15 protein-coding genes are annotated in these 14,376 nt (G+C 73.8%); 10 read left to right on the top strand and 5 right to left on the bottom strand.

Annotation, left to right across the window (positions count from 1 at the left end; translation table 11 throughout):
• Window positions 1-463: 463 nt before the first annotated feature.
• The gene (locus ACFZB9_RS05900) at window positions 464-1,444 is read right to left on the bottom strand and encodes an alpha/beta fold hydrolase (protein WP_391443964.1); all 981 of its coding nucleotides are present in this window, start codon (window positions 1,442-1,444) and stop codon (window positions 464-466) included.
• A 185-nt stretch (window positions 1,445-1,629) separates the two neighbouring features.
• On the opposite strand from ACFZB9_RS05900, the gene ACFZB9_RS05895 reads away from it, so the two are divergent.
• The 3 genes from ACFZB9_RS05895 (at window position 1,630) to ACFZB9_RS05885 (ending at window position 3,136) form a co-directional block, all read left to right on the top strand.
• Window positions 1,630-2,286, top strand: a complete 657-nt coding sequence (locus ACFZB9_RS05895; RefSeq protein WP_391443962.1) for a TetR/AcrR family transcriptional regulator — start codon at window positions 1,630-1,632, stop codon at window positions 2,284-2,286.
• A 121-nt stretch (window positions 2,287-2,407) separates the two neighbouring features.
• A complete protein-coding gene (locus ACFZB9_RS05890; protein WP_391443960.1) occupies window positions 2,408-2,635 on the top strand; it encodes a DUF3107 domain-containing protein in 228 nt (75 codons plus the stop codon).
• A 207-nt stretch (window positions 2,636-2,842) separates the two neighbouring features.
• A complete protein-coding gene (locus ACFZB9_RS05885) occupies window positions 2,843-3,136 on the top strand; it encodes a hypothetical protein (protein WP_391443958.1) in 294 nt (97 codons plus the stop codon).
• Between the two features lie 21 nt (window positions 3,137-3,157).
• Here ACFZB9_RS05885 and ACFZB9_RS05880 read toward each other — a convergent pair whose 3' ends face one another.
• Window positions 3,158-3,880, bottom strand: a complete 723-nt coding sequence (locus tag ACFZB9_RS05880) for a ferritin-like fold-containing protein (protein ID WP_391443956.1) — start codon at window positions 3,878-3,880, stop codon at window positions 3,158-3,160.
• A gap of 622 nt (window positions 3,881-4,502) precedes the next feature.
• Here ACFZB9_RS05880 and ACFZB9_RS05875 point away from each other — a divergent pair.
• From ACFZB9_RS05875 to ACFZB9_RS05855, 5 genes are all read left to right on the top strand, one after another.
• Complete coding sequence (locus ACFZB9_RS05875) at window positions 4,503-6,686, top strand: DEAD/DEAH box helicase (RefSeq protein ID WP_391443954.1); 2,184 nt, start codon at window positions 4,503-4,505, stop codon at window positions 6,684-6,686.
• 138 nt (window positions 6,687-6,824) lie between these two features.
• Complete coding sequence (locus ACFZB9_RS05870; protein ID WP_391443952.1) at window positions 6,825-7,727, top strand: alpha/beta fold hydrolase; 903 nt, start codon at window positions 6,825-6,827, stop codon at window positions 7,725-7,727.
• 334 nt (window positions 7,728-8,061) lie between these two features.
• Entirely contained in the window at window positions 8,062-8,208 is a 147-nt protein-coding gene (locus tag ACFZB9_RS05865) for a hypothetical protein (RefSeq protein WP_391443950.1), read from the top strand.
• A 290-nt stretch (window positions 8,209-8,498) separates the two neighbouring features.
• Window positions 8,499-9,137: a DUF6758 family protein gene (locus ACFZB9_RS05860; protein ID WP_391443948.1), complete on the top strand. Its 639-nt coding sequence runs from the start codon at window positions 8,499-8,501 to the stop codon at window positions 9,135-9,137.
• Between the two features lie 60 nt (window positions 9,138-9,197).
• Window positions 9,198-10,058, top strand: a complete 861-nt coding sequence (locus ACFZB9_RS05855; RefSeq protein ID WP_391443946.1) for a PHP domain-containing protein — start codon at window positions 9,198-9,200, stop codon at window positions 10,056-10,058.
• Window positions 10,059-10,127: 69 nt separating this feature from the next.
• On the opposite strand, the gene ACFZB9_RS05850 is transcribed toward ACFZB9_RS05855, so the two are convergent.
• From ACFZB9_RS05850 to ACFZB9_RS05840, 3 genes are all read right to left on the bottom strand, one after another.
• The gene (locus tag ACFZB9_RS05850) at window positions 10,128-10,772 is read right to left on the bottom strand and encodes a suppressor of fused domain protein (protein WP_391443945.1); all 645 of its coding nucleotides are present in this window, start codon (window positions 10,770-10,772) and stop codon (window positions 10,128-10,130) included.
• Between the two features lie 65 nt (window positions 10,773-10,837).
• A complete protein-coding gene (locus tag ACFZB9_RS05845) occupies window positions 10,838-11,785 on the bottom strand; it encodes a DMT family transporter (protein WP_391443943.1) in 948 nt (315 codons plus the stop codon).
• Window positions 11,778-12,323, bottom strand: a complete 546-nt coding sequence (locus ACFZB9_RS05840; RefSeq protein WP_391443940.1) for a hypothetical protein — start codon at window positions 12,321-12,323, stop codon at window positions 11,778-11,780. Before ACFZB9_RS05840 ends, ACFZB9_RS05845 begins: the two co-directional genes overlap by 8 nt.
• A 115-nt stretch (window positions 12,324-12,438) precedes the next feature.
• On the opposite strand from ACFZB9_RS05840, the gene ACFZB9_RS05835 reads away from it, so the two are divergent.
• Window positions 12,439-13,740, top strand: coding sequence for a magnesium transporter MgtE N-terminal domain-containing protein (locus ACFZB9_RS05835; protein ID WP_391443938.1), 1,302 nt, complete (start codon window positions 12,439-12,441; stop codon window positions 13,738-13,740).
• Window positions 13,741-13,786: 46 nt separating this feature from the next.
• Window positions 13,787-14,362: a DUF1003 domain-containing protein gene (locus ACFZB9_RS05830; protein ID WP_391444296.1), complete on the top strand. Its 576-nt coding sequence runs from the start codon at window positions 13,787-13,789 to the stop codon at window positions 14,360-14,362.
• Window positions 14,363-14,376: the final 14 nt, after the last annotated feature.

Raw genomic sequence — 14,376 nt, 5'->3', positions numbered from 1 at the left:
AAGGACCTGTCAGAAGAAGCCACGGACGCGGTCACACCCGGCAGTCGCCCGGCGTCCACCGGCCCTGACAGTCACTCAGCACGGCGGCAGACTCCGCCTCTTGGTCAGCGGGCGCCCCCACGCCCCGCCCTGCGGCCGACTCCCGGAGCCGCGCCACCGATGACCGCCCCACCGGGCAACCGCCCGGCCCTCGGGACCCCTCCCCGCCGAAGACCGGGGGAGGGACTCACCCCGCCCACTGCGCACATCAACACACCCTCAGGCGCCCGCCGCGGCTCACCGGCGGCCACGCCCCCCACATCTGTTCGGTCCGACACCACGAAGGTAGAGCGGAATCCGCCGTGGCAGCGCCCCACGGCCCGGCTGCCACCTGAACGAGTGAACAGCCGTAACCTCCACCCCCGCCAGGCGTTCGAGACGTCCCGCAGCCAGGCCTCCCAGGACAGGGTCGCCAGGGCAGGCTCTAGTCCGCGACCTCGCGCAGGAACTCCCGCACCGCCCGCCCCACCTGCACCGGGTGCTCCATCATCGCCACGTGCCCCGACTCCGGCAGCACCAGCAGCCGGGCGTCCGCGAAGGCCGCGCAGGCCCGGGCCGCCGAGCGGTAGGAGACGAGCTTGTCGCGCAGTCCGTAGACCAGCAGCACCGGCGCCGCCACCCGCTGCGCCTGGCGCCACAGCGCCTGGTCGCCGCGCTCGGTGTACGCCGAGACGATCCCGCGAGCCGAACCGACCAGCACCTGCATCGCGTACGGCAGCCCCATCCGCCGCCGGTACTCGGCGACCGCCAGCTCCCGGCGCTCGACCGGAATCGCCCGGGCGTTGCCGTAGACCAGGTCGAGCAGTCCGTCGGTGGCCTGCTCCACGCTGCGCCCGTCGGCCGAAAGGCGCTGCAGCAGCCGCGGCACCCCGGGCACCGCGAGCAGCCCGGTGGGCAGCGCGGTGCGCTGCGGGGGCAGTTCGGGCAGCGCCGGCGAGATCAGCGTCAGGCTGCGGACCAGGTCGGGCCGCAGCGCCGCCAGCCGCACCGACACCGCACCGCCGAGCGAGTTGCCGAACAGGTGCACCGGGCCGCGTCCGGTCGCCTCCAGGTAGCCGATCACCGCCCGGACATGGCCGGAGACCGAGAGGTTGCCGTCCAGCGGCGGCTCGGACCAGCCGAAGCCGGGCAGGTCCAGCGCCTCGCCCCGGACCACCCCGTCGAGCTCGCCCATCAGCTCGGTCCAGTTCTCCGCCGAGCCGCCGAGGCCGTGCACGAAGAGCGCCTCCGGCAGGCCCGCCGCCCGGTCCGCGGTCGGGCCGGTCACCGAGAGCGCGGCCCCCGGGACCTCGACCACCCGGGTCGTCCACCTCCCGCCCGGGCGCGCACCGCCGCCCTGCGCCACCGCGGCCTGCTCCGCGTCGAAGTCCGCCGCCCCGGCCCGCTCCTGCTGCTCAGTGCTCATGGGAGAAGATGGTAGTGAGACCCTGGCGCCCGGCGGCGTCGCGCGCCGTATTGTGGGCACCCGACAACCCGAGAGCTGCAGCTTTCCCGGTCCGAGCAGGCGCGCACCGGGTTACCCGAAAGTAGAATCACCACCCGTTGCCCGGATGACCCGAGCACCGAACCGAGCCAGAAGTGAGGAGCGCCGTGACGGCCATCCAGGAGGCCCAGGACCGCCCGCGCGGCGCCCGGCTGCCGCGTAGCGCCCGCCGGGAACAGCTGCTCGGAGCCGCGCAGGAGGTGTTCGTCGCGCAGGGTTACCACGCTGCCGCGATGGACGACATCGCCGAGCGCGCCGGGGTCAGCAAGCCGGTGCTGTACCAGCACTTCCCCGGCAAGCTGGAGCTGTACCTCGCGCTGCTCGACAAGCACTGCGACGCCCTGGTCGAGTCCACCCGCAACGCGCTGGACGCCACCACGGACAACAAGCAGCGCGTGGCGGCCACCATGCAGGCCTACTTCGACTACGTGGCCAGCGAGTCCGGCTCGTTCCGGCTGGTCTTCGAGTCCGACCTGACCAACGAGCCCGCCGTGCGCGAGCGGGTGGAGCGCGCCGCCGACGTGAGCGCGACCCTGGTCAGCCGGGTGATCGCGGAGGACACCGACCTGCCCGAGGCGGAGGCCAAGCTGCTCGCCGCCGGCGTCTGCGGGCTGGCCCAGATCACCGCGCGCTACTGGCTCTCGCAGGGTCGTGAGATCCCGCGCGAGGAGGCCGTGCGCCTGGTCGCGAGCCTGGCCTGGCGCGGCCTGAAGGGCTTCCCGATGCACCCCGGGGAGCTGGGCCAGCCGTCGGCCGCCGACTGATCCTCCTGGTTACGCACCCGGTTGCTCTAAGGTGAAGCCGTACGGCACGGCGACCGGGAACTCCCGTTCGGACGACACGGCACCGTGCGTGACTGGCTGCAACCCCGGAGGGACGGAAGCCGTGGAGGTCAAGATCGGCGTGCAGAACGCACCCCGAGAGATCGTCATCGAAAGCGTTCAGAGCGCTGACGAGGTCGAGAACGCGGTCGCCAAGGCGCTGGAGGGCACGTCCAAGCTCTTCACGCTGACCGACGAGCACGGCCGTCGCATCATCGTCCCGGCGGAGCGCCTTGCGTACGTCGAGATCGGCGAGCAGGCCGCGCGCAAGGTGGGCTTCGGCACCATCTGAGCATGACCGGCCTGATGCCCGCCGCCCCTCGGGGCGGCGGGCATCACGCTTTTCCATCGGATTCCCATCGGATTGGGATCACCGGGACAGCAGGCGCCTTTTCGAGCGGATACTGGCAGGCGTAGAACAACGCGGCCAGGGGTATGGGTGGGCCACCGCGGGCACTCCCCCGGCCGCGGACCGCCCCACCAGTTCGGGAGGCCGACCGTGCCCCTGCCTGTCGAAGCCGTCGTCTTCGCGTTGATCGGCCTGCTGGCCGCAGCCGCGGCGCTGTTCCTGGTCCCCGAGTACTACCCGATGGCCCGGGGTCTGACGATCGGCACCGGGCTGGTGTCGGCGCTGCTCAGCGGCGTGATCACGCGGATCACGCTGGCCAACGGGCATCCGGCCACCACCGTGCTGATCACGCTGGTCTGCACCGGGCTGCTCACCTCGGTGCTGGCCCGGCCCGATCTGGCCACCAAGCACGGCAGCCACCGCCGCCGCCGGCACGCCGCGTAGTCGCCGGTCAGGACTCGTCGGTCAGGAGGCCAGACCGAGCGCGCTCATCCGCTTGGTGTGCGCCTCGGTGATCCGGTTGAACATCTTGCCGACCTCCACCAGGTCGAAGCCGCGCACCTCGGCGCCGCCGACCAGCAGGTTGGAGAGCGCGTCCCGCTCGGCCACCACCCGCTGCGCCTGGCTGAGCGCCTCGCCCATCAGCCGCCGGCCCCAGAGCGCGAGCCGTCCGCCGACCCGCGGGTTCTCCTCGATCGCCTGGCGCACCTTGTCCACCGCGAACTGCGCGTGCCCGGTGTCGCTCATCACCCGAAGCACCAGGTCCCGGGTGTCGTCGTCCAGCCGGACGGCCACCTCACGGTAGAAGTCGGTCGCGATCGAGTCACCGACATAGGCCTTGACCAGGCCCTCCAGCCAGTCCGAGGGGGCGGTGACCCGGTGGAAGGACTCCAGTGGCTCGACGAAGGGGGTCATCGACTCGGTCGGGTCGGCACCGATCTCGGCCAGCCGGTCGTGCAGCAGCTGGTAGTGCGCGAACTCGGCCGAGGCCATCCGGGCCAGCGCGGCCTTGTCGGCCAGGCCGGGCGCGAACTTGGCGTCGTCGGCCAGGCGCTCGAAGGCGCTCAGCTCGCCGTAGGCGAGGGCGCCCAGCAGGTCGAGGACGGCCGCCCGGTAGTTCGGGTCCGCCGCGCAGGTGGTCCAGTCACCGATCGAGCCGACCTGGCCGGCCTCGCCTTGAGTCTCCATGGATCGTCACTCTAGACCGCCCTGCCGCCGCCTCGAGCCCGCCCCAGCTGGCATGTCAGACGCGTCACGTGTTCGAGTCGTCGGCTGACTGTACAGTGGTGCAGAGACCCGTATGCCCGCACGGTCCGCAAACCGCGCGGGTTCGCTTCGCCCGGAGGACTTCGGTGCGAGGCGCTGGGAACTCACGTACGCGGATGCCCGGTCGGAGAGCCGATCGGCTCCGACCTTGGCTTGGACCTCAAGCCAGGCACCGCATCAGTGGCCGAGCGAGGGCCGCCGCGGACCGCGCCGCAGGGCGCCGGTCCCGCGCCGGACCCCTCACGGGACCTCTCCCCCACGCCACGGGACGCCGCGGCCCAGCCAGGGCCAGGGCCGCGCCCGGACGCCGCAGGGACCGGCGCGGTCGTGCACGACCTCGCAGCTCGCGAACCGCCCCCTGGGCAGGACGCGGTCGCGAGGCTGCCCGCCGCCTCTCGCTCTCGGCCCGCCACACGGAAGAGGCAGCACCCTGTCCACCACGACTGAACCGACGAAGACCACGTTCCGCGAACTCGGCATCCTCCCGGAGACCGCCGAGGCGCTGGAGGCGGTCGGCATCATCCACCCGTTCCCGATCCAGGAGATGACCCTGCCGGTCGCCCTGACCGGGCACGACGTCATCGGCCAGGCCAAGACCGGCACCGGCAAGACCCTGGGCTTCGGCCTCCCGCTGATCGAGCGCGCCATCGTCCGCGCCGACGTCGACGCGGGCCGCGCCACCGAGGCCCAGCTCTCCGACAGCCCGCAGGCGCTGATCGTGGTCCCCACCCGCGAGCTGTGCACCCAGGTCACCAACGACCTGCAGACGGCCGGCAAGGTCCGCAACGTCCGCGTGCTGGCCATCTACGGCGGCCGGGCCTACGAGCCGCAGGTGGAGGCGCTCAACAAGGGCGTCGACATCGTGGTCGGCACCCCTGGCCGGCTGCTCGACCTGGCCGGGCAGAAGAAGCTCGACCTCTCCAAGGTCCGCGCGCTGGTGCTGGACGAGGCCGACGAGATGCTCGACCTGGGCTTCCTGCCCGACGTCGAGAAGATCATCACCATGCTGCCCGCCAAGCGGCAGACCCTGCTCTTCTCGGCCACCATGCCGGGACAGGTGATCAGCCTGGCCCGCCGCTACATGAGCCAGCCGACCCACATCCGCGCCGCCGCGCCGGACGACAGTGGCCACACCGTGGCCAACACCACCCAGCACATCTTCCGGGCGCACTCGCTCGACAAGGTCGAGCTGGTCTCGCGCATCCTGCAGGCCGACGGCCGCGGCCTGGCGATGATCTTCTGCCGCACCAAGCGGACGGCGGCGGACGTCTCCGACCAGCTGACCCAGCGCGGCTTCGCGGCCGGCGCCGTGCACGGCGACCTCGGCCAGGGCGCCCGTGAGCAGGCGCTGCGGGCGTTCCGCAGCGGCAAGGTCGACGTACTGGTCTGCACCGACGTCGCGGCCCGCGGCATCGACGTCGAGGGCGTCACCCACGTCGTCAACTACCAGTGCCCCGAGGACGAGAAGACCTACCTGCACCGGATCGGCCGCACCGGCCGGGCCGGCGCCTCCGGTACCGCGGTCACGCTGGTCGACTGGGACGACATCCCGCGCTGGCAGCTCATCAACAAGGCGCTGGAGCTGGGCTTCGGCGAGCCGGAGGAGACCTACTCCACCTCTCCGCACCTGTACGAGCTGCTGCACATCGCGCCTGGCACCAAGGGCGTCCTGCCCCGCTCGGAGCGCACCCGGGCCGGGCTGGCCGCCGAAGAGGTCGAGGACCTCGGCGAGACCGGCGGGCGCGGCGCGCGCCCGGGCCGCGGTGACCGTGGTGACCGCGGTGAGCGTGGTCGCGGGCGCAGCGGGGCCGACAGCTCCGGTGGGCGCCGCGGCCCGGCCGTCGAGCAGCCGGCGGCCGAGGAGCAGCGGCCGGCCCGGGCCCCGCGCAACCGGCGGCGGACCCGTGGCGGCGCGTCGGTCGCGGCCGGCGCGGGCGAGCAGACGCAGCAGGTGACGGCGGGCGGCCAGAGCGCCGCGTCGCCGGCCACCGGGCCCGCGAGCGTGGACGGCGAGAGCACGGCCCCGCGCCGTCGCCGACGCCGCTCGCGCGGTAGCGCGTCGGGCGAGGCTCAGGTGGCGGCCGTCGCCGCGGCCCAGAGCGCGCCGGGCGAGGTCGCGGTCACCGAGGTGGCCGTCGCCGCGGCGCCCGCGGTCGAGACCCTGGTGGTCGAGGCCCCGGTCGCTGCCGCGGTGGTGCCGAGCCAGGCCGAGGCACCGGTCGAGGAGAGCGCCCCGGCGGTCAAGAAGGCCACCCGGACTCGGAAGAGTGCTGCCAAGAAGACCACCGCCGTCGAGGCACCGGTCGTCGAGGCCCCGGCCGCAGCGGACACCATCGAGGCCGAGGCCACCGAGGCCCCCGCCAAGAAGGCCACCCGCACCCGCAAGACCGCCGCCAAGAAGACCACCGCCACCGAGGCACCGGTCACCGAGGCAGCAGCAGCCGAGGCACCGGCGGTCGAGGTCACCACCGAGCCCGAGGCCGCACCGGCCAAGGCCCGCAAGACCGCCACCAAGCGCACCACCAAGAAGGCACCGGCCATCGAGGCCCCGGCCGCAGCGGACACCATCGAGACGGAGGCCACCGAGGCCCCCGCCAAGAAGGCCACCCGCACCCGCAAGACCGCCGCCAAGAAGACCACCGCCACCGAGGCAGCAGCAGCCGAGGCGGTCCCCGCCCCGCGCCGCCGTACCCGCAAGGCGGTCGAGGAGGCCCCGGTCGCCGACTGACCGGGCTCCGGTCGAGGCACCACAGCGCTGAGAGGGGCGGGCGGACCAGCTGGTCCGCCCGCCCCTTTCGGCTACCCCCGGTGGACCAGGCCCTATGCTCGTGGCGGCTCTGCCAGTCGGCCGACGAGGAGTTTTCCCTTGAGCACGCTTCCTTTCCTCGCCCTCCCCTCCTGCGCCACCGCCGCGCGGTTGGCCACCGAGCGCGGGGAGTTCGCCGCGCTGCGGGCCGAGCCCGCCGGTGTGCCACGCGGCACCGCGCTGCTGGTCCCGGGGTACACCGGCAGCAAGGAGGACTTCATCGCGCTGCTGGAGCCGCTCTCGCTCGCGGGCTTCCGGGTCGTCGCCTACGACCAGCGCGGCCAGTACGAGACCGGCGGCGGTGCCGATCCGGCCGCCTACGCGCTGCCCGAGCTGGGCCTGGACCTGCGGGCGGTCACCGAGCTGCTGGCTGCCGAGGCGGGGGCCGGACCGGTGCACCTGCTCGGCCACTCCTTCGGCGGCTTCGTGGCCCGGGAGGCCGTGCTCTCGCTCAGCCTCCGGCCGGGGTCCCGGGTGCCGCTCCCCTGGGCCTCGCTGGTGCTGCTCTCCACCGGGCCCGGGCCGCTCGATCCGCCGGAGGCGGCCCGCACCAAGATGCTGATGGACGCGCTGGGCGGCATGGACCTGGAGACCATCTGGCAGGTGATGCAGCAGATGGACGGCGAGAAGTCGGACTCGGCCGTGGCGCCGTCGCCCGAGGTCGCCGACTTCCTGCACCGGCGCTGGCTGGCCAATGTGCCGCAGGCGCTGGTGGCGATGGGCGAGCGGCTGGTCGGCCAGGAGGACCGGACCGAGGAGCTGGCGGCCGTCGCGCTGCCCAAGCTGTACGTCTCCGGCACCGAGGACTACGCCTGGCCGGTCGAGGAGCAGGCCCGCACCGCCGCCCGGCTGGGGGTGCCGCACGTGGTGGTGGAGGGCGCCGGGCACTCCCCCAACGCCGAACGTCCGGAGCGGACCGCCGCCGTGCTGCTCGACTTCTGGTCCTCCGTCAGCACCGACTGACCACCGCCCACCGCTCCCCGGTGCGCCGCCACCCCGGCGCGCACCGGGGATTTCTGCTGGCCCAAAAATCCTTAGTTACGGTAATATTTGATTCTGGCTGGGAATGAACAGCCCCACCTGTGCGGTTGAGCCCCGATGGACGTCACCGAAACCACGACGTCATCAGCGGGCAATCGCCAGGCAAACGTCCGGCGCCACGCTGGCGGAGCAGGCCCGATCGGGCCGCCGTCCCGCCGGCAGCGAGGGGGGACACATGGCACTGACCGCCGTACCGCGACCGACGAGCAGCACCCCACCGCCTCGGGTGCCACCGAGGCCAGCAGAGGAGAGGCCCATGCGTTTCGAGATTCTCCGACTGGACGCCCAGCAGGGTTCCACCACCGATCCGCTCATCGCCGACGCCGAGACCGTCCGTCAGCTGGTGGCGGATGCCGCCCTGACCGGCGAGCGTCTCTACATCCGTCCGTGTCGGCACGTCTGACGCCGCACCAGGCCGCACCGGCAGCCCGCCCGGCCGCGTCCCACTCCCTGGCGCCCCGCCATCGACTCCTCGATGACGGGGCGCCAGCCGTTCCGCCCGGCGCCTGCGTGCGCCCCCGGCGCGCCCCGTCGACGTTTGCCGCCCGGCGGCGCGGGACATCCCCTAGCCGGGGCCGCCGCCCCGGCCGAGCGACCGGCCGAGCGACCCGGTCATCGGATCCGCTCGCCGAGGCCCTCCGTACGGGTGATCGTCCTTGACGCGGCGGCCCGGAGGGAGGAGCGTTGGCTGTTATGAGGGGCGAGCCAAGTTGCCCGAGGTGCGGCGGTCGGGTGCGTGCCCCCGGGCTCTTCCGCGACACCTGGCAGTGTGACGAGCACGGTGCCGTCCATCCGATGCAGCCCGTGCTGCCGCCGAGTATCGAGGCGCTGAGCGTGGCCGTGGCCCGTTCCCAGGTGCCCGTCTGGCTGCCCTGGCCGCTGCCGGTCAGCTGGCTCTACACCGGCATCGCGCACGTGGGTGACGACCTCTCAGGGGCCCGCGCCACCGCCGTGGCCTGCTCCGGCCCCGCGCCGCTCGGCGGCTTCGGCGAGCTGGTCCTGGTGGCCGAGGAGCTCGGCGTCGGCCTCGGCGCCCGGTACGCGGGTCTGCCCGGCCCCGACCCCGGCGACGCCCTCTCGCTGCACAAGCCCGCCGACACCAAGCTGCTGGCCGCTGGCCGGCCCACCCCGATGTGGCACATCCAGGGCGCCCCCGAGGACCGCGCGGTCTACGTCGGCGAGGCGCTGGGCCTGTGGCTCTGGGCGATCGCCTGGCCCGAGCAGTCCGCCCTGCTGATGTACGACGAGCTGGTCCTCACCGACCTGCGGGACGCCGGTGCCGAACTGGAGCTGCTGCCCTGCGGAGCCCTCTCCCAGCGGCTCCTGGGCTGAGCCTGAGGCCCGCTGACTATCCTGGGCTGCCTTGACCCGCAGCGAGCCAGGAGCCAGCCCGTGCGCATCGACCTGCACGCCCACAGCAACGTCTCGGACGGCACCGACACCCCGAGCGAGCTGATCGCCGCCGCCGTCGCCGCCGGACTCGACGTGGTCGCACTGACCGACCACGACACGGTCGCCGGCCACGCCGAAGCGGCCGCGGCGCTGCGCGCGCTGCCGCCCGGCCGGCGGCCGACCCTGGTGCCGGGCGCCGAACTCTCCTGCCGGGTCGAGGGGATCAGCATGCACCTGCTGGCCTACCTCTTCGATCCGGCCGAGCCGGAGTTCGCCCGCGAGCGCGAGCTGGTGCGCACCGACCGGTTCCGGCGCGGGCAGGCGGTGGTCGAGCGGTGCCGGGAGCTGGGCGCGCCGATCACCTGGGAGCAGGTGCAGCGGATCGCCGCCGGGGGCAGCTCGGTGGGCCGTCCGCACATCGCCAGCGCGCTGGTGGAGGCCGGCGTGGTGAAGGACGTCTCGGCCGCCTTCACCACCGAGTGGCTGGCCAACGGCGGGCGGGCGGACGTGCCCAAGCACGAGACCGACCCGGCGGTGGCCGTGCGACTGGTCCGGGCCGCGGGCGGGGTGCCGGTCTTCGCCCACCCGGGCGCCGACAAGCGCGGGCGCACCGTCTCCGACCAGGTGATCGCCGACCTCGCGGCGGCCGGGCTGGCCGGGCTGGAGGTCGACCACATCGACCACGACGAGCCGGCCCGGGCCCGGCTGCGCACTCTGGCCGCCGAGCTGGGGTTGTTCACCACCGGGTCCAGTGATTACCACGGCTCGCGCAAGACCGTGCGGCTGGGCGAGTTCACCACCTCGCCCGAGGCCTACCAGGCGCTGCTCCACCAGGCCACGGGGGCCAAGCCGATCGACTGACCCGGCGCGGCCCATCCGGCCAGCCGGCCACCCGTCAGCCGGCCGGCCGGCCGAGGAGCCGAGGAGCCGTCAGTCCAGCGCCACGGCGCGCCGCCGCGGGTCCCGCAGGTCGGCGCCGCGCTCCAGCCAGCGCTCCTGCAGCGCGGCCGCGCCGTGCACCCGCTTGTGGGCCGCCTCGTTGGGTGTCATCGGCAGCAGCGGCAGGAAGCGCACCGGGTCGGCGGGCTCGTCGAGTTCGAGGTCCGCGACCAGGCCGCCGCTCTCGGCGGCCAGCACCGAGGTGAACGGCGCGCCGTCCCAGAGCGGGGCACCCAGGTCGAGCGAGCTGCCGGGGGCCACCACCAGGCCCTCGACCTGCGGCGTCGCGGCGAAGGTGGCCAGCGCCCGGAGCACCTCGTCGCGCCCGCCGCGCAGGGTCAGCAGCAGCTCGGCGCGCGGGCCGCGCACCGGGTCGGCCATCGCCGCGGTGGGGTCGGCCATCGGCGCGGCGGCCATGCCCAGGGTGGCGTACCGCACCAGGCCCTCGGCGTCCGGGCCGAACCGCAGCACCTCGATCCGCTCGGCCCCGAGGAAGGTGATCGCGGCCCGTCCGCTCGGCTCGCCGAAGGTGCTGAGCAGCCGTGCCTCGACGGCGGCCAGCACCTCGTCACGGGTGGGACCCTGCGGGCCGTGGGGTCGACCGGGGTCGCCGAAGAGCGGGAAGTCATGCGCCATACCGCGAGCGTACCGGTCGGTAGCCGGCGCTCAGCGGGCCCGCCGGCCGCCACCGGCGAACCGGCTCAACGACGCCCGCCGCGCACCACCAGGCCAAGCCCCAGCAGGATCAGCGCCACCGCCGGATAGGCGGCCGCGGCGGGCCACTGGCCCAGCCAGACGGCGGCGATCAGCGCCGCCCCCGGCGTCTCCAGCAGGATCGCCGTGGAGGTGACCGAGGGCCCCAGGGTGCGCACCACGCGGTTGCTCAGCGAGTGGCCGAGCAGCTGGGCGGCGAGCATCAGCAGCGCGATCTGCCCCCAGACCCCGGCCGACCAGCCGGTCAGCCCGGTGCCGGTGGCCAGGCAGAGCACCAGCAGCACGAGCGCGGTGGTGCTGTAGCAGACCAGGGTGTAGCCGGTGGTGCTGACGGTGCGCCGGACCTCGGCGCCCAGCAGCAGGTAGCCCGCCGCGGCGAGGCCCGCGCCCAGCGCCAGCGCGTCGCCGAGCAGCGCGCGCGGGGAGACCGTCAGGTCCACCCCGGTGAGCACCAGCACGCCCGCGAAGGCCACGCACATGCCCAGCCAGACCAGCCGGGGCGGCCGCACGCCGGTGAGCCGCAGCAGCAGGATGGTCCACAGCGGGGTGGTGGTGACCAGCGCGGTGGAGGAGGCCACCGAGGTCATCCGCAGGCTGGGCATCCAGAGCGCGAAGTGCACGGCCAGCAGCGCTCCGGCGGCCATCGCGAGCAGCAGCGCGCGCCGGCCGATGGCCCGCAGTTCGGCGCGGTGGCGCAGCAGGGCGTACGGGCCGAGCACGCCCACCGACATGACGTTGCGCCAGCAGGCGATGGCCAGCGCGGGCGCGGCGGTGGCGCTGATCAGCGGGGCGGAGAGCGAGATGCCCGCGATCGAGAGGGCGAGCAGCAGCAGGTCGGTCTTCGGCAGCCCGCCCGGGGCGGGTATGAGGGAGGCCGATGACGGCGCGGCCGTCGCGCCGGTGCGGTCGCGTGCGGGGGCGGTCGACTCAGCCACGGCGCTTCAGTCGGCCCAGCACCAGCTTGGGCAGCCCCGCCGGGATCGGCCGCCGGGTGGTGGCCGGGCTCGGCATCGGCGCGGCAGCGTGCGAGTCCTGCGGCATCGCGCCGGGGTGCTCGGTCAGCGGGCCGACCGGCTCCAGCCGCAGCACCCGGCACTCGCGCGCCCAGCGCTCGCCGATGGTGTCGGTGTCGGGCGCGTTCAGCCGCTTGCCCTTGAGCTCCTCGACCGCGCCGCTCCACGCCTCGCTGTGCGGCTCGGCGGCCACCACCTGGACCGGGAAGGCGACCAGCCGACCGCCCTTGTCCTTGCTGCGCAGTGCCACCTCGGCACCGGCCCCGGCCGTCAGCCCGTGCAGCGGCTGCTCACCGGCGTCGCCGACCACCACCACGGCGCCGTCGTGCCAGGCGTGCCAGAGCGGACGGCGCTCGACGGCGCCGTCGGCCCGCACCCAGAGCAGGCCGGACTTCTTCACGGCCTCCTCCAACAGGGCCCGGTCGAAGAAGTCGTCAGCAGTGGCTCGCGTACCGTCCATAGCGCACAGCGTACGGGGCTGCCCGGGCGGCCCCGTACGCCTGACGAGCCCGGCCAGGTGGCGTTCGGTAGCCTGGCCCCCCAGCCTTGACCCACCGCAAGTGAGAGGACGTGCATTGGCAGCGCACGCCAGCCGGGTCTTCATCTCCCACCTGACCGGGGTCGCCGTCTTCGATCCCAACGGCGACCAGGTCGGCCGGGTGCGCGACGTGGTCGTCTCGCTGCGGATCGGCGGCCGACCGCCGCGGGTGCTCGGCCTGGTGGTCGAGGTGATCGGACGGCGCCGGATCTTCCTGCCGATGACCCGGGTGACCAGCCTGGAGTCCGGCCAGGTCCTGACCACCGGCGTGGTCAACATGCGCCGCTTCGAGCAGCGGCAGACCGAGACCCTGGTCCTGGCCGAGCTGCTGGACCGCCGCGTCACCGAGACCGCCTCCGGCGACGAGGTGACCGTGCTGGACGTGGCCATGGTGCAGACCCGGCTGCGCGAGTGGGAGATCACCAAGGTCTTCGTGCAGCGCGGCAGGAGCAGCCGGCTGCGCAAGAACCGCGGCGAGGCGCTCACCCTGGACTGGTCCGCCGTCACCGGCTTCACGCTCACCGAGGAGGGCCAGGGCGCCGCCAACCTGCTGGCCACCTTCGAGCAGCTGCGCCCGGCCGACCTGGCCAACGTGCTGCACCACCTGTCGGCCAAGCGACGCGGCGAGGTGGCGGCCGCGCTGGACGACGAGCGGCTCGCGGACGTGCTGGAGGAGCTGCCCGAGGACGACCAGGTGGAGATCCTCGGCAAGCTGCAGGACGAGCGGGCCGCCGACGTGCTGGAGGCGATGGACCCGGACGACGCCGCCGACCTGCTCTCCGAGCTGCCCGGCGAGGAGGCCGAGCGGCTGCTCCAGCTGATGGAGCCGGAGGAGGCGGCCCCGGTACGCAGGCTGCTCTCCTACGAGGAGGACACCGCGGGCGGTCTGATGACCACCGAGCCGATCGTGCTGGAGCCGGACGCCACCGTGGCCGAGGCACTGGCCCGGGTGCGCGTCGCCGACCACAAGCCGGCGCTGGCCGCGCAGATCTACGTCTGCCGGCCGCCGAACGAGACGCCGACCGGCAAGTACCTGGGTATCGTCCACTTCCAGCGGCTGCTGCGCGAGCCGCCGTACACGCTGGTCGGCTCCATCGTGGACGGCGACCTGGACCCCCTGCCGCCGGACACCCCGCTCCCCCTGGTCACCAGCTACCTGGCCACCTACAACATGGTCGCGGCGCCGGTGGTCGACGAGGCGGACCACCTGCTCGGCGCGGTCACGGTGGACGACGTGCTGGACCACCTGCTGCCCGAGGACTGGCGCGAGGCCGCGCTGCACGGCGGCGAGGTACACCACAGCACCGAGCAGGAGAGCGAGGAACCTGGTGGACACTGACCGCAAGCACCGCCGGGAGGGCCGCGAGGAGCCGGCCCGCCAGCGCCTGCAGGGCGAGCTGCGCGACCTGCGGCAGCTGCGCGAGCTGCGCGCCCGGGAGGGCAGCCGCAGCCAGACCGTGCACGGCACCTCGGTGCGCTCCCGGCTCGACCAGCCGCGCACCGCGAGTCCGGGCTTCTTCTCGCTGCCCGCCTACGATCCGGAGGCCTTCGGCAAGCTCTCCGAGCGGATCGCCCGGTTCCTGGGGACCGGGCGGTTCATCGTCTGGATGACGGTGGTGATCATCATCTGGGTGCTCTGGAACACGATGCTGCCCGCCACCGTCCGCTTCGACAACTACCCCTTCATCTTCCTCACCCTGGTGCTCTCCCTGCAGGCCTCCTACGCCGCTCCGCTGATCCTGTTGGCGCAGAACCGCCAGGACGACCGGGACCGCGTCAACATGGAGCAGGACCGGGCCCGCAGCGACCGCAACATCGCCGACACCGAGTACCTGGCCCGCGAGGTGGCCTCGCTGCGCCAGGGGCTGGGCGAGGTGGCCACCCGGGACTTCATCCGGTCCGAGCTGCAGAGCCTGCTCAAGGAGCTGGACGAGCGCCGCGACGGGGCGGAAGTGGCCTGACCGGCTGTGACCTG

The organism is Kitasatospora sp. NPDC008050, from assembly GCF_042957465.1.
Lineage (GTDB): Bacteria > Actinomycetota > Actinomycetes > Streptomycetales > Streptomycetaceae > Kitasatospora.
The sequence above is the reverse complement of the archived record's forward strand: the minus strand, read 5'-3'. Positions and strand labels throughout refer to the sequence as shown.

Coding starts and splice junctions, on each gene's coding strand:
- ACFZB9_RS05900 (WP_391443964.1), bottom strand. CDS start 1,444: ATGAGCACTGAGCAGCAGGAGCGGGCCGGGGCGGCGGACTTCGACGCG.
- ACFZB9_RS05880 (WP_391443956.1), bottom strand. CDS start 3,880: ATGGAGACTCAAGGCGAGGCCGGCCAGGTCGGCTCGATCGGTGACTGG.
- ACFZB9_RS05875 (WP_391443954.1), top strand. CDS start 4,503: ATGACCCTGCCGGTCGCCCTGACCGGGCACGACGTCATCGGCCAGGCC.
- ACFZB9_RS05865 (WP_391443950.1), top strand. CDS start 8,062: ATGCGTTTCGAGATTCTCCGACTGGACGCCCAGCAGGGTTCCACCACC.
- ACFZB9_RS05860 (WP_391443948.1), top strand. CDS start 8,499: ATGAGGGGCGAGCCAAGTTGCCCGAGGTGCGGCGGTCGGGTGCGTGCC.
- ACFZB9_RS05850 (WP_391443945.1), bottom strand. CDS start 10,772: ATGGCGCATGACTTCCCGCTCTTCGGCGACCCCGGTCGACCCCACGGC.
- ACFZB9_RS05840 (WP_391443940.1), bottom strand. CDS start 12,323: ATGGACGGTACGCGAGCCACTGCTGACGACTTCTTCGACCGGGCCCTG.